Raw genomic sequence first — 13,600 nt, forward strand, 5'->3', positions numbered from 1 at the left:
CGGTAATCATAATCAGACCGGCGCCTGCCGTGACTGAAGGGATGATGAATATGATAGCTTTCAAAACGTGCCGTCTCGCCGGGCTTTTGGCCTGCCTTTCCGTAACCAGCTGCGCCAGCGTTATGTCCCACACCGGGCCGGATCAGGGATATTATCCCGGCACCCGCGCCAGTGCAGCAACGGTTGCCGACAGCAACAGCGGCTGGGTGATGCGTCCGCTTGCCGCCATCGATCTTCCTTTTTCCGCCGTTCTCGATACGCTGCTGCTGCCGTGGGATTACTATCGTTCCGACAGCGACAGAGCGAATGATTCACCGCGTGCGCGCGTGCTGCGCAGCGAAAAACTGAATCATACCGATGAAGGCCTGGCGCAGTCGGCACCGTTTCCGAAGCATTAACGCCCCGTATCGGCAGTAAAGATTTGCTGCCAGCCGTTGATGTTGCGCAGGTAGGCCACCTTCCTTCCATCCGGCGAGCACACCACCGCATCCGCCAGCGGTGCTTCCGCCGTACGAGCGGTAAGCCGCTGCATCTCGCCGTCAGCAACGTGGCAAAGCATCACGCTGTTATCCTGAATCAACGCGACGGCCGTTCCTTCCGGGTGCCAGCTAAAGGCGGACTGAATATCGCTCTTCACCTGTGAAACCTGCCGCGGCTCGCCGCCGTTAGGCGATATCGTCCAGAGCTGTACCACGCCATGTTCATCTTTCATCAAAAAAGCGATGGCGCTGCCGTCGGGAGCGCTGCGTAGCCAGTAGCGCGGCGTCTGTGCCAGCCCCGGAAAGACGCGCGAGTGGGTGAACGTCAGCCTGCGCTGCTGCACGCCCTTCGGCGGTGCGGGAAGCTGGCTTTCGGTGCCCTCCAGCGGCCTGCCGCCCGCCAGCGCATAGTCAGCCATCTCTTCCGGCAGATCGACAATAAACACCTCCGGCACCTTTTCGCCCTTCTCCGACAGCGTATCGCCAATAAACGCCAGCGCCCAGCGCTGCCGCTGGCCGTCGGCGCGCAGATAGCCGGTCTGACCTGTCCAGCCCTCTTCATAAGCGCGGTTGATCTCATCACTGCCCTGACGAGGCGAAGACGTTGTCTGGCTGACCAGCACGCAGAAATGGCTGCCGTCGTACTCGCGAGGATGCTGTTTGGGCGGGCACACCGCACGCAGCGGCACCGCCACGCCAACGTTGCGCAGATCTTCGCGGGTGTCGCGCTCGTGCATGACGTGATCGTTATAGGTGAAGCTCAGCCGCGAACCGTCAGGGCTGAAGACGTGAACGTGTGAACCGCCTCGCAGCGCGCCCGGGGTAAAGGGCGGCGTGATATCACAGGCATCAAGATTTTCCGCCCGGCCCTGCCGGATAATCACGCCGCGACGGTGGTGGAAATCGTACGTCCAGCCCGCGTCGGGATGTTCCGGGCCGTGAATACAGACGTAGCGCGGCGGCAGATCGGGGCTGACGGTAACCACGCCGACGTGCGCGCCGTCTTTCGCCTGCCAGATCGTCTCCGTCTGGCCGCTGGCGACGTTAACGCGCTCAACGGTCAGACTGGTGAATGAGGCGCCGGAAGGTCGCAGATCGTAAACCAGCCATTCGCTGTCGGCGGTCCAGATATTGATATTGGTGAGTTGATGATGACGCTCATCAAAGGTGATTTGTTTCATAACGATAAACCCTGACGCGGTTGAATAGCATCAGGGTAAATCATTCAGGGTTATTCGCCTACCCGCTCCACTTTACCGACCAGGTGATTGAGGCGAAGCCGTTGCCGAAAAAGGCCAGCGCCAGCAGCGCCCCCGAACAGTGAGCGTCTCGCCAAACGGTTTCCGCCTGTCGCAGTCAGCCAGGAACCAGCACCCAACCCATGCTCAGCATTGTTAGCTGATGGAATTACGCGGCATAAAGGGGGAAAAATCAGGATTTTATTTTCACAAAATGATGAATAAGTGGAATGTTGATTAATTTTTTTACCACTCACGGCAATCTTGAGTTGAGAAAGGTATATCGGTCATTGAGGTAAGCCAATGGTTTTCCTGAGTGGCCTGAATCGGTTTGCATTATTTATCAGGAGAATCAAAGAGGCGCGCTCAAGGGCAGGCTGGCATCGGAGGAGAAGGCTTGTCTGGCTGGGGCACTGACGCCAGACGAAAATGGCTCATCGTCAGGCCTAACAGCGGCGATCCCGGAGAGGATGTAAACCACAACGGAGACAAAAATCTTTGGGCACGCCTCCAGGCAGATGACGATAAGAATATTGTCTCTTTGAGGGCGGAAAATAACAGAGGCGAGAAGAACTTCGATAGGGAAATTGCAGTGAACGGCCTCCCTGATGCGCTTGATTTTAGCTGACCGCCCGGGAACATTCCTGCTGGCGCACTCTTCGGGAGAGGTAAACGGCCTTATCACCCTGGAGGAGAGCGTTATCAGGTGATGTCTTAACAGCCCCGACAAATCTGTGGTGGTACATCCCGGACGGGCGTATTGAGCCCAGCGGTCTGCATTTTGCCCGTTCAGGCGCATCAGGGACACTGAGCCAAAAATTGCCCCTACGTATCGCTCGTTACGCGATGCATCAGCAGGGATAATTTTTAAGGTATGGCCTTACAACACAAACTTCTCGATGGCGTGCGCCACGCCATCTTCACTATTGGTTTTAGTGACAAACTGCGCCACGGCCTTCACGCTGTCAATCGCATTGCCCATGGCAACGCCCGTACCGGCAAATTCGAGCATCGCGATATCGTTTTCCTGATCGCCAAGCGTCATCACCTGATCGCGCGTCAGTCCCAGCTTTTCTGCCAGCGCCTTCACGCCCGCGCCTTTATTAACGCGTTTATCCATAATTTCAAGGTAATAAGGCGAGCTTTTCATAATGGTATAGCGTTCGCGCGCCGCCTGTGGGATACGGGGTATCGCCTCGTCCAGCTTTTGCGGGGGATCGATCATCATCACTTTGGGAAACGTCATGGCCGGGTCCATCTCTTCAACGGCGCGATAACGCAGCGGAATACCCGTAATGGCCGATTCGTGTACGGTATATTCGCTGATATCCTTGTTCGCGGTGAACAGCAGGGATTTGGTCAGCGCCTGAAAATGAATGCCAAGGTCGCGTGCCAGCTTTTCAAAATAGAGGTAGTCGTCAAAGGTCAGGGAGATATCCGCCACGCATTCGCCGTTGGCCGCTTGCTGAACCAGCGCGCCGTTATTGGTGATGCAAAACTGCCCTTCCTGCTGTAAATCAAGCTCCATCAGATAACGCTGCACGCCAATAAACGGACGCCCGGTCGCTAATACAATCGCCACGCCTTTGTCGCGCGCGGCACCAATTGCCTGCTTCACGCGCGGGCTTATCTCATGCTGTGGGTTAAGCAGCGTCCCATCCATATCAATCGCAATCAGTTTTACTGCCATAGTTTCCTCGCCAGCCCGATAATTTGTTTCATGCTAACGCGATTCAGCGCGCATTGACCAGCGCGATTGCCGCCGCACTTTATCCGACAGGCGGTGGCGAGAGTAAATTTTTCCGGGAAATTGTGGCGTAATCAGCAGCTTTGCGCGTAAAGTAACCTGTGTGACAATCATCGAAGGAAATTTCTTTGCTTTCCTGATATCGGGTTGATTCCCGGTGAATCAGGTCGCTATTACGTCAAACAACATCCATTAACGATCGACATTTCACACCGGTAGCTCTACAGGATCCGTTACAGCGGACCGGCAAAACGCAGGAAAGCGTAAAACGTAGAGAAGACTATTTCATGGAGGAAAGTAATGAATATTCTGATCGTCAGCAGAAATAATTTTTTCATTTCAGGTGCCATCGCGTTGATTTCTAAAGCGTGGCCGACCAGTGTTGCTTCCGGCCTGGTTTTTATGGTTTCCACAGACGATCGCGCGCCGCTCGAACCGGACATCATTATTCGCGACGTCTGTATCCCGCCGGCGGTGCCCTTGCCCGCCGCCAACGCTGCTCGCCAGAAACTATTGTCAAACAGAACCACGTTAACCTGGGTAACCCTTTTTTTTGCGAAACAGTGTTCGGAAAAGCATGGCGCTCACTGTCCGCTCCACTATTTTTATCTGGAGAAAAGCGAATCGGCCAACGGCCTGCTGACGTTATTCAGGCGGCGGCATCCGGCGCTGGCCAGCCATGCCGTGCAGCACTGTGGTCAGCGGACGCTTCCGCTCAGCAAGCAGCAGGCAATGGTGGTCAGATACACCAGAGAAGGCATGTCGTTGACCGATATTTCACGCATGACGCACCTGAGCGTTAAAACTATCAGCACGCATAAGCGCGCAGTCATGCGGAAGCTTGGAATAAAAAATAACAGCGAATTTTATCAATTTGCGCTGGCCGGTTACGTTCAGCGATAGGCTGAAACCATAAAAAAAGGCAAATCATCAGATTTGCCTTTTTTGCGTTTCCGCTGCGTTAAATATCGATGTTCGCCGCTCTCAGGGCATTTTCCTCGATAAAGGCGCGGCGCGGTTCAACCGCATCACCCATCAGCGTAGTGAATAGCTGATCGGCGGCGATAGCATCTTTTACCGTTACCCGCAGCATACGGCGGCTGTCGGGATCCATCGTCGTTTCCCACAGCTGTTCCGGGTTCATTTCGCCCAGACCTTTATAGCGCTGCACAGAGAGGCCACGACGCGACTCTTTCACCAGCCACTCAATTGCCTGTTCGAAGCTGGCGATCGGCTGACGACGCTCGCCGCGCTCGATAAAGGCGTCTTCCTCAATCAGGCCGCGCAGCTTCTCGCCCAGCGAACAGATTTTTCGATATTCACCCGCCACCAGAAACTCATTTTCCAGTGGATAATCAGTATCGACGCCGTGTGTGCGTACGCGCAGAACCGGTTCGAAAATGTTCAGCTCACGGTTTTCACGCACCAGGCCGTTATAGGTGCTGCCATGCTGTTCGTTCTCATTGAGGCGAACAACCAGCCCATCCAGCCACTGTTGAACCGGCGCTTCGGCGCTGATATCGCTCAGCGTCGCGTGGTAAATCAGCGCGTTAAGCAACGCCACAGGATAGCGACGCTCCATGCGTTTGATCATTTTGCGCGTGCTGTTGAATTCAGAGACCAGTTTTTCCAGCGGTTCGCCGCCGAGCGCAGGCGCGCTGGCGTTAGTGTGCAGCGTTGCGCCGTCCAGCGCGATGGCAATCTGATACTGATCCATCGCTTCGTCATCTTTAATGTACTGCTCCTGCTTGCCTTTTTTCACTTTATACAGCGGCGGCTGGGCAATATAGACGTGGCCGCGCTCAATGATTTCCGGCATCTGACGGTAGAAAAAGGTCAGCAGCAGCGTACGGATATGCGAGCCATCCACGTCGGCATCGGTCATGATAATGATGCTGTGGTAACGCAGCTTGTCCGGGTTGTACTCGTCGCGACCAATGCCGCAGCCCAGCGCGGTAATCAACGTGGCGACTTCCTGCGAAGCGAGCATCTTGTCGAAGCGCGCTTTTTCAACGTTAAGGATTTTACCCTTCAGCGGCAGGATGGCCTGATTTTTACGGTTACGCCCCTGTTTGGCTGAACCGCCTGCGGAGTCACCCTCCACCAGGTAGATTTCAGACATCGCGGGATCGCGCTCCTGACAATCTGCCAACTTGCCCGGCAGCCCGGCCAGATCCAGGGCGCCTTTACGGCGTGTCATTTCACGCGCGCGGCGGGCCGCTTCACGGGCGCGCGCCGCATCAATGATTTTGCCCACGACGATTTTTGCGTCGCTGGGGTTTTCCAGCAGGTATTCCGCCAGCAGTTCGTTCATCTGCTGCTCAACCGCTGATTTCACCTCGGAAGAGACCAGTTTGTCCTTGGTCTGTGAGGAAAATTTAGGGTCCGGCACTTTTACCGACACCACCGCAATCAGACCTTCGCGGGCATCATCGCCGGTTGCGCTGACCTTGGCTTTTTTGCTGTAGCCTTCTTTGTCCATATAAGCGTTCAGCGTACGGGTCATCGCGGTGCGGAAACCCACCAGATGCGTGCCGCCGTCGCGCTGCGGAATGTTGTTGGTGAAGCAGTAGATGTTTTCCTGGAAACCATCGTTCCATTGCAGCGCCACTTCCACGCCAATGCCGTCTTTTTCCGTAGAAAAGTAGAAGACGTTGGGATGAATAGGCGTTTTGTTCTTATTCAGGTATTCAACGAAAGCCTTGATGCCGCCTTCGTAATGGTAGTGATCGTTTTTGCCGTCGCGCTTGTCTTCCAGCTTGATCGAGACGCCGGAGTTCAGAAACGAGAGTTCACGCAGGCGCTTTGCCAGGATCTCATACTCAAAATCGGTGACGTTGGTAAAGGTTTCATGGCTGGGCCAGAAGCGCACGCGCGTGCCGGTTATATCGGTTTCACCGGTCACGCTCAGCGGGGCCTGTGGCACACCGTGAACGTAAATCTGCTGATGAACCTTGCCTTCACGACGGATCGTCAATTCCAGCTTTTCGGACAGCGCATTAACCACGGAAACGCCCACGCCGTGCAGGCCGCCGGACACTTTATAGGAGTTGTCGTCAAATTTACCGCCCGCGTGCAGTACGGTCATGATGACTTCTGCGGCGGAAACGCCTTCTTCTTCATGAATACCGGTAGGAATACCACGCCCATCATCCTGCACGGAGACAGAGTTATCGGCGTGAATGGTCACGAGGATATCTTTACAGTGACCGGCGAGTGCTTCGTCAATGGCGTTATCCACAACCTCGAATACCATGTGATGCAGACCGGTGCCGTCATCCGTATCGCCGATATACATACCGGGGCGTTTGCGTACCGCATCCAGCCCTTTTAGAACTTTGATACTTGAGGAGTCATAAGAATTCGACATCAACGTTTCTCGCTCGTTTAATCTTCAGGTTGAACCGCTATTTTACCCTGTTCTACGTGGAACATCTTGCCCTTTTCGTCAGCCATATCGATCACATGTTCGGCGCCGATGGCGCTGACGAAAACCTGGGCCTGCGTGGCCTTCAGGCGGGAAGCAAGCAGCTGACGACGCGTCTCGTCAAGCTCAGAGGCAAAATCATCTATCAGATACAGGCAACGTCGCCCGCTCTGTCGGGTAAGGAACTCACCCTGCGCCAGTCTCAGGGCGCACATCAAAAGTTTTAACTGGCCGCGTGAGAGCAAATCCTCCACCGGCGTGCCGTCGGCGCGGATGCGAAAATCCGCCTTGTGCGGCCCGCTGGCGGTGTAGGTCAGCGCGCGATCGCGCTCGAACTGCCGTTCGAGCAGTTCGAAGTAATCCGTTTCTTTATCCCAGCCGCGTTGAAAGGAGAAACTGAGGGAAAACTCCGGTAAAAACCGGGCGCAGGTGGCAGTAATATCCCGCGCAATCGCTTCGCTGTAGGCCGCGCGCCAGCGGCTGATCTGTTCTGCCAGCGGCGCCAGCTCCTGATCCCAGGCGCGAAGCTGCTGGTAGCGCGACACCTGCCGCAGCGCGGCGTTACGCTGCTTCAACAAGCGGCGGAGATTGCTCCAGGCGTTGAAAAAAGCAGGTTCGTTGTGAAAGCAGCCCCAGTCGATATAGGCACGTCGATATTTAGGGCCGCCGTTTAATAACGTAAAACCTTCCGGCGTAATTAGCTGCATCGGCAACATCTGCGCCAGCTCGGCAACTTTATGGCCGTCGCTGCCATCGATGCGCACTTTGCTGTCGCCCGCACGATTTTTGGTCAGGCCGACAGATATTTCCCGCTCCGCGCCCTGAATGCGGCCATGCAGCACAAAGGCATCCTGCTCGTGACGAATAACGCGCCCCGCCTGCAAACTGCGAAAGGCGCGCCCGTGGCCCAGCGTGTAGATCGCCTCCAGCACGCTGGTCTTGCCGCTGCCGTTGGCGCCAACTAAAAAGTTGAAACCGGGCGCCAGGGCCAGATCCGCGTTTTCAATGTTTCGGAAGTCTTTGATCAGAAGGCGGGTTAAAGCCATAAATATGAATTATCCAGTGCGGCAGACGGCATCATCACCAGGGCGTTATCGGCGCAGCCAGTTTGGGTGCGTCCAGCGCGCAAAAACCGGAACGTACTGAAGTACGTGAGGATTTTGAGCACTGCCCAATCCCAAAATGGCAAGCAAGATAGCCCGATAAACTACAACCTCATCGGCATGACGACATAGGCGGCACTTTGACTGGCCGCATCTTCGATCTGCACGCTCGACACGGAATCCGTTAGCAGCAGACGCACGTTCTCGCACTTCAGCGCGTTAAGCACGTCGAGCACGTAGCTGACGTTGAAGCCGATCTCCAGATCGGTGCCGCCGTAGGTAACATCAAGGATCTCTTCCGCCTCTTCCTGTTCAGGATTATTGGCGGTGATCTTGAGCTGATTTTCGCTGACATAGAGGCGAACGCCGCGAAACTTCTCGTTAGAGAGAATGGCCGCGCGAGCGAAAGCCTGCTTCAGCAAATCGCAGCCTGCATCCAGCGTTTTGTCGGGGTTCTTCGGCAATACGCGGCGATAATCGGGGAAACGGCCATCGACTAACTTGGAGGTAAAGATAAAGTCGCCCACGTGGGCGCGAATGTTGTTGCTGCCAATCTGCACCCGCAACGGCGTGTCGCCGCCGTCCAGCAGGCGAACCAGTTCAATCACGCCTTTACGCGGCACAATCACCGAATGACTGGGCAGCGCAACGCCCACCGGCATCGAGCACACCGCCAGACGGTGGCCGTCGGTCGCCACGGTACGCAGCTCTTCGCCTTCGGTTTCAAACAGCATGCCGTTAAGGTAGTAACGCACGTCCTGATGCGCCATTGAAAACTGCGTGGCTTCAATCAGGCGCTTCATGGTCGCCTGGGGCAGGGTGAATTCGACTTCGCTCTGCCAGTCGTCCAGATTGGGAAAATCGCTGGCAGGCAGGGTGGAGAGTGAAAAACGGCTGCGCCCGGAGCGCACCAGCATTCTCTCACCGTCGAGGATCACCGTGATTTCGGCGCCTTCGGGCAAACCACGGCAGATATCAAAAAATTTGCGGGCCGGTACGGTGGTGGCGCCGGGTTCATGATCCTGCGTCAGCGCGACGCGGGCCACCATCTCCATTTCTAAATCGGTGCCGGTCAGCAGCAGATTGCCGTCATTCACCTGGACAAGCAAATTGCCAAGAATTGGCAGCGTCGGGCGACCGCCCAGCGGGCCGCTGACCTGCTGTAAGGGCTTCAGTAAATGCTCACGTTCTACAATAAATTTCATAGCGTCAGGAGGATAATGTTCTGATTAAATTAGAGAAATCTTCTTTAATATCGTGACTTTCTTCACGCAGCTGCTCGATTTTACGGCAGGCGTGAAGCACGGTTGTGTGGTCACGACCCCCAAAAGCGTCACCGATTTCCGGCAGGCTGTGATTCGTCAACTCTTTCGCCAGCGCCATCGCCATCTGACGAGGACGGGCAACCGAGCGCGAACGGCGCTTTGACAACAGGTCAGCCACCTTGATTTTATAATATTCAGCGACCGTTTTCTGAATATTATCAATAGTGACCAGCTTCTCCTGAAGCGCCAGCAGATCGCGCAACGCCTCGCGCACAAAATCGATAGTGATGGCGCGTCCGGTAAAATTGGCGTTGGCAATGACGCGGTTCAGCGCGCCTTCCAGTTCGCGCACGTTGGAACGCAGGCGCTTGGCAATAAAAAACGCCACTTCGCCCGGCAGACGAATATCGTTTTCATCGGCCTTTTTCATCAGGATCGCCACGCGGGTTTCCAGCTCCGGCGGCTCAATCGCCACCGTCAGGCCCCAGCCAAAGCGCGACTTCAGGCGATCTTCCACGCCGTTGATCTCTTTCGGATAGCGATCCGACGTCAAAATGATCTGCTGATTGCCTTCCAGCAGCGCATTAAAGGTGTGAAAAAACTCTTCCTGCGAGCGCTCTTTATTCGCAAAAAACTGAATGTCATCGATTAACAGCGCGTCAACCGATCGATAATAGCGTTTGAACTCTTCAATGGCGTTATTTTGCAGCGCCTTAACCATGTCCTGCACGAAGCGCTCGGAGTGCATGTACACCACTTTGGCGTTGGGCTTGCGTGCCATAATGCCGTTGCCTACCGCATGCAGCAGGTGGGTTTTGCCGAGGCCGGTGCCGCCATAAAGGAAGAGCGGGTTATAGGCGCCGCCAGGGTTGTCCGCGACCTGACGCGCCGCCGCGCGGGCCAGCTGGTTCGATTTACCCTCAACGAAGTTGTCGAAGTTATGCTTGGTATTCACGTTGGAGCGGTAGGAGAGTTCTGCCGGGGCAGGCAGGTTATCCCAGCTTGGACGCGAAGGCGCAGGGCGAGCCGGTGCGGCGCTGGTCTGCGCGCTGGCCGCCATGGCGGGCTGGCTTATCTGCCTTGTTACGGGCTTGCTGCCCACTTCAAAACGCAGCAGCGGCGTGTCGTTGCCGCAAAAATCATTTAGTAGCGCATTGATATTATTAAGATATTTATCGCGAACCCAGTCGAGCACGAAACGGTTTGGCGCATACAGGGCAAGCGTATTGTCGTTTAATTCGGCCTGCAACGGACGTATCCACATGCTGAATTCAGTGGCAGGAAGTTCATCCTGCAAACGGGCAAGGCACTGTTGCCAAAGCGTAAGTGACACGGCGGACTCCACTCGAAAAAATTCGACAAGAAAAAAGGCGCTGAAGCGATAAATTCATCATTGTTGACGCATGCAGATGGGTAGCATACGAACCGCTGTCTGCGGTTTCTCCGCCGCTGTCTGACCCGAAGGATCGCAAACGGAAGGGCGGATCATAGCGTAAAGCGCGGCAGAGATCTTCACTTTCTACACAGTTTTGATCCAATTTATCCACAGGCAATGAAAGCCGGGATAAGTTTACGCTTTCACGGGTAAAAGGCATTCAGGATCGTCCGTATTCGTTTAAAATTCACGGCGCCATCACGTTCTCGTTGGAAATTTATGTAAGGGGATCGCGAGAAGATCCCGGCGATCCTTGCGCTTTATCCCGCACGCCGTATAATCCTCACCCCGGCGTATTGCGCGCTGGCCCTTATCGACTGTTTTACGGTTGAATGGGATACCCGGTCGCGACTTTAACGCGAAGTAAATTGACTCTGGACTGTACAATTATTACAATCCCGCCTCTTTATCAAAGACACACTTGAGGCGTCGGTTGGTTTACTGACCATGAAACGCGTCATCCAGTGAAATTTTTCAAGTTTAGGTAGAAATCGCCATGAAACGCACTTTTCAACCGTCCGTACTGAAGCGCAACCGTTCACACGGTTTCCGTGCTCGTATGGCAACAAAAAATGGTCGTCAGGTTCTGGCACGTCGTCGTGCTAAAGGCCGCGCTCGTCTGACCGTTTCTAAGTAATAAAAGCTAACCGCTGAGTGGTTAAGCTCGCATTTCCCAGGGAGTTACGTTTGTTAACTCCCACTCAATTCACTTTCGTCTTCCAGCAGCCACAAAGAGCTGGCACGCCGCAAATGACAATTCTCGGCCGCCTGAACTCGCTGGGACATCCCCGCATCGGTCTTACCGTCGCCAAAAAACACGTCAAGCGCGCACACGAACGCAACCGGATCAAGCGACTGACCCGCGAAAGCTTTCGTCTGCGTCAACATGAACTGCCCGCAATGGATTTTGTGGTGGTGGCGAAAAAAGGGGTTGCCGACCTGGATAACCAGGCGCTAACGGAAGCGTTGGAGAAAATATGGCGTCGACACTGTCGCCTGGCTCGCGGCTCCTGATTGGGCTGATTCGCGTCTATCAGCGCGTTATCAGCCCGCTCTTAGGACCTCACTGTCGCTTCCATCCAACCTGTTCTCAATACGGAATTGAGGCATTGCGCAGGTTTGGTGTGATAAAAGGCAGTTGGTTGACGATAAAACGCGTATTAAAATGCCACCCTTTGAACCCGGGTGGCGACGATCCGGTGCCGCCAAATAACATTGATACCAGAGAACATTAACGATGGATTCGCAACGCAATCTCTTTCTCATCGCTTTTCTGTTCGTGTCTTTTATGATCTGGCAAGCCTGGCAGACGGACCATGCTCCGCAGCCTGTGCAGACTCAGACCACACAAAACACGACCGGCGATGCCGCAAATCAGGCCGTGCCTGCCAGCGGACAGGGCAAAACGATCACCGTGAAGACAGACGTTCTGTCTTTGAATATCAATACCCGCGGCGGTGATATCGAGCAGGCCAGACTGCTGGCGCATCCGGACGAACTGGGTTCGACGCAGCCGTTCCAGCTGCTGGAAACCAAACCGAACTTCCTTTATCAGGCGCAGAGCGGCCTGACCGGACGTAACGGCCCGGACAATCCGGCCAACGGTTCGCGTCCGCTGTTTACCACCGCGCAGGATAGCTTTGAGCTCTCCAACGACCAGAGCGAACTGCGTATTCCGCTGACGTTCACCGCTGAAAACGGCGTGATCTGGACCAAAACCTTCGTGCTGAAGCGCGGCGAATACGCCATCGGCGTTGAGTATCAGGTTAATAACACCACCCAGCAGCCGCTGGAAGTGGCGATGTTCGGCCAGCTCAAGCAGACCATCGATCTGCCGAAGCATCGCGATACCGGCAGCAATAACTTTGCGCTGCATACGTTCCGTGGCGCGGCTTACTCCAGCAGTGAGACCAACTACGAAAAATATAAGTTCGACAAAATCAGCGATAACGAAAACCTGAACGTCACCACCGGCAACGGCTGGGTAGCGATGCTTCAGCAGTATTTCGCTACCGCGTGGGTGCCTCGCACCGCGGGCAATAACACGCTGTACACCAGCAACCTGGGCAACGGCGTGGCGGCAATTGGCTATAAGTCTGCGCCGGTGACCGTTGCGCCAGGCAGCCAGCAGAACCTGGCCGCGACGCTGTGGGTTGGCCCGGAAATCCAGGACAAGATGGCTGCCGTGGCGCCCCATCTGGATCTGACGGTGGATTACGGCTGGCTGTGGTTTATCTCGCAGCCGCTGTTTAAGCTGTTGAAATTCCTGCACAGCTTTATCGGTAACTGGGGCTTCTCCATTATCGTTATCACCTTCATCGTACGCGGCATCATGTACCCGCTGACTAAAGCGCAGTACACCTCGATGGCGAAAATGCGCATGTTGCAGCCGAAAATTCAGGCAATGCGCGAGCGTTTAGGCGAAGACAAGCAGCGCATGAGTCAGGAGATGATGGCGCTGTATAAAGCAGAGAAGGTGAATCCGCTGGGTGGCTGTCTGCCGCTGGTTATCCAGATGCCTATCTTCCTGGCGCTATACTACATGCTGATGGGCTCGGTTGAGCTGCGCCATGCGCCGTTCGCGCTGTGGATCCACGACCTCTCCGCGCAGGACCCGTATTACATCCTGCCGATCCTGATGGGCGTGACGATGTTCTTTATTCAGAAGATGTCGCCAACCACCGTGACCGACCCAATGCAGCAGAAGATCATGACCTTCATGCCGGTCATCTTCACCGTCTTCTTCCTGTGGTTCCCGTCAGGCCTGGTGCTGTACTATATCGTCAGCAACCTGGTGACCATTATCCAGCAGCAGCTTATTTATCGCGGGCTGGAAAAACGCGGGCTGCACAGCCGTGACAAAAAGAAAGCATAACGACCTCCGCATCTGAAAGATGAAGGGTGGC

13 protein-coding genes are annotated in these 13,600 nt (G+C 55.2%); 7 read left to right on the top strand and 6 right to left on the bottom strand.

The window, feature by feature from the left end; translation table 11 throughout:
* The first annotated feature begins 50 nt into the window (after positions 1-50).
* Positions 51-398, top strand: a complete 348-nt coding sequence (locus GS12_RS07020; RefSeq protein WP_034919568.1) for a YceK/YidQ family lipoprotein — start codon at positions 51-53, stop codon at positions 396-398.
* Here the strand turns inward: GS12_RS07020 and GS12_RS07025 are convergent.
* Positions 395-1,666, bottom strand: a complete 1,272-nt coding sequence (locus GS12_RS07025) for a DUF3748 domain-containing protein (protein ID WP_152601372.1) — start codon at positions 1,664-1,666, stop codon at positions 395-397. The genes GS12_RS07020 and GS12_RS07025 overlap by 4 nt on opposite strands.
* Before the next feature lie 448 nt (positions 1,667-2,114).
* On the opposite strand from GS12_RS07025, the gene GS12_RS07030 reads away from it, so the two are divergent.
* A complete protein-coding gene (locus GS12_RS07030) occupies positions 2,115-2,345 on the top strand; it encodes a hypothetical protein (RefSeq protein WP_034945312.1) in 231 nt (76 codons plus the stop codon).
* Between the two features lie 252 nt (positions 2,346-2,597).
* Here the strand turns inward: GS12_RS07030 and yidA are convergent, their stop codons facing one another.
* Positions 2,598-3,407 carry a sugar-phosphatase gene (gene yidA, locus GS12_RS07035; RefSeq protein WP_034945315.1) on the bottom strand — a complete coding sequence of 270 codons (810 nt, stop codon included), beginning with the start codon at positions 3,405-3,407 and terminating at the stop codon, positions 2,598-2,600.
* Positions 3,408-3,764: 357 nt separating this feature from the next.
* On the opposite strand from yidA, the gene GS12_RS22965 reads away from it, so the two are divergent.
* Positions 3,765-4,367: a helix-turn-helix transcriptional regulator gene (locus tag GS12_RS22965; protein ID WP_052118381.1), complete on the top strand. Its 603-nt coding sequence runs from the start codon at positions 3,765-3,767 to the stop codon at positions 4,365-4,367.
* Between the two features lie 58 nt (positions 4,368-4,425).
* Here GS12_RS22965 and gyrB read toward each other — a convergent pair whose 3' ends face one another.
* The 4 genes from gyrB to dnaA form a co-directional block, all read right to left on the bottom strand.
* Positions 4,426-6,834 carry a DNA topoisomerase (ATP-hydrolyzing) subunit B gene (gene gyrB, locus GS12_RS07045; protein WP_034945318.1) on the bottom strand — a complete coding sequence of 803 codons (2,409 nt, stop codon included), beginning with the start codon at positions 6,832-6,834 and terminating at the stop codon, positions 4,426-4,428.
* A gap of 17 nt (positions 6,835-6,851) precedes the next feature.
* Complete coding sequence (gene recF, locus GS12_RS07050) at positions 6,852-7,937, bottom strand: DNA replication/repair protein RecF (RefSeq protein ID WP_034945320.1); 1,086 nt, start codon at positions 7,935-7,937, stop codon at positions 6,852-6,854.
* A gap of 161 nt (positions 7,938-8,098) precedes the next feature.
* A complete protein-coding gene (dnaN, locus tag GS12_RS07055) occupies positions 8,099-9,199 on the bottom strand; it encodes a DNA polymerase III subunit beta (RefSeq protein ID WP_034918148.1) in 1,101 nt (366 codons plus the stop codon).
* A gap of 4 nt (positions 9,200-9,203) precedes the next feature.
* Positions 9,204-10,592, bottom strand: a complete 1,389-nt coding sequence (gene dnaA, locus GS12_RS07060) for a chromosomal replication initiator protein DnaA (RefSeq protein WP_034945322.1) — start codon at positions 10,590-10,592, stop codon at positions 9,204-9,206.
* A 598-nt stretch (positions 10,593-11,190) separates the two neighbouring features.
* Here dnaA and rpmH point away from each other — a divergent pair.
* Genes rpmH through yidC form a run of 4 tightly spaced genes read left to right on the top strand, consistent with a single transcriptional unit; the run spans position 11,191 to position 13,569 of the window.
* Complete coding sequence (gene rpmH / locus GS12_RS23215; RefSeq protein WP_000831330.1) at positions 11,191-11,331, top strand: 50S ribosomal protein L34; 141 nt, start codon at positions 11,191-11,193, stop codon at positions 11,329-11,331.
* A 17-nt stretch (positions 11,332-11,348) separates the two neighbouring features.
* Positions 11,349-11,708, top strand: coding sequence for a ribonuclease P protein component (gene rnpA, locus GS12_RS07065; protein WP_034918154.1), 360 nt, complete (start codon positions 11,349-11,351; stop codon positions 11,706-11,708).
* On the top strand, positions 11,672-11,929 hold the full coding sequence (gene yidD / locus GS12_RS23220; protein ID WP_072016849.1) for a membrane protein insertion efficiency factor YidD: 258 nt from the start codon (positions 11,672-11,674) through the stop codon (positions 11,927-11,929). The genes rnpA and yidD overlap by 37 nt, the downstream gene beginning before the upstream one ends.
* A 2-nt stretch (positions 11,930-11,931) precedes the next feature.
* Positions 11,932-13,569 carry a membrane protein insertase YidC gene (yidC, locus tag GS12_RS07070; RefSeq protein WP_034945325.1) on the top strand — a complete coding sequence of 546 codons (1,638 nt, stop codon included), beginning with the start codon at positions 11,932-11,934 and terminating at the stop codon, positions 13,567-13,569.
* Positions 13,570-13,600: the final 31 nt, after the last annotated feature.

The sequence above is a fragment of the Erwinia oleae genome (assembly GCF_000770305.1).
Classification (GTDB): Bacteria; Pseudomonadota; Gammaproteobacteria; order Enterobacterales; family Enterobacteriaceae; genus Erwinia; species Erwinia oleae.

Excerpts from the sequence above, each read along its gene's own strand:
- recF (WP_034945320.1), bottom strand. The coding sequence starts at position 7,937 with ATGGCTTTAACCCGCCTTCTGATCAAAGACTTCCGAAACATTGAAAAC.
- dnaN (WP_034918148.1), bottom strand. The coding sequence starts at position 9,199 with ATGAAATTTATTGTAGAACGTGAGCATTTACTGAAGCCCTTACAGCAG.
- GS12_RS07020 (WP_034919568.1), top strand. The coding sequence starts at position 51 with ATGATAGCTTTCAAAACGTGCCGTCTCGCCGGGCTTTTGGCCTGCCTT.
- gyrB (WP_034945318.1), bottom strand. The coding sequence starts at position 6,834 with ATGTCGAATTCTTATGACTCCTCAAGTATCAAAGTTCTAAAAGGGCTG.
- GS12_RS22965 (WP_052118381.1), top strand. The coding sequence starts at position 3,765 with ATGAATATTCTGATCGTCAGCAGAAATAATTTTTTCATTTCAGGTGCC.
- yidA (WP_034945315.1), bottom strand. The coding sequence starts at position 3,407 with ATGGCAGTAAAACTGATTGCGATTGATATGGATGGGACGCTGCTTAAC.
- yidD (WP_072016849.1), top strand. The coding sequence starts at position 11,672 with ATGGCGTCGACACTGTCGCCTGGCTCGCGGCTCCTGATTGGGCTGATT.
- rpmH (WP_000831330.1), top strand. The coding sequence starts at position 11,191 with ATGAAACGCACTTTTCAACCGTCCGTACTGAAGCGCAACCGTTCACAC.
- yidC (WP_034945325.1), top strand. The coding sequence starts at position 11,932 with ATGGATTCGCAACGCAATCTCTTTCTCATCGCTTTTCTGTTCGTGTCT.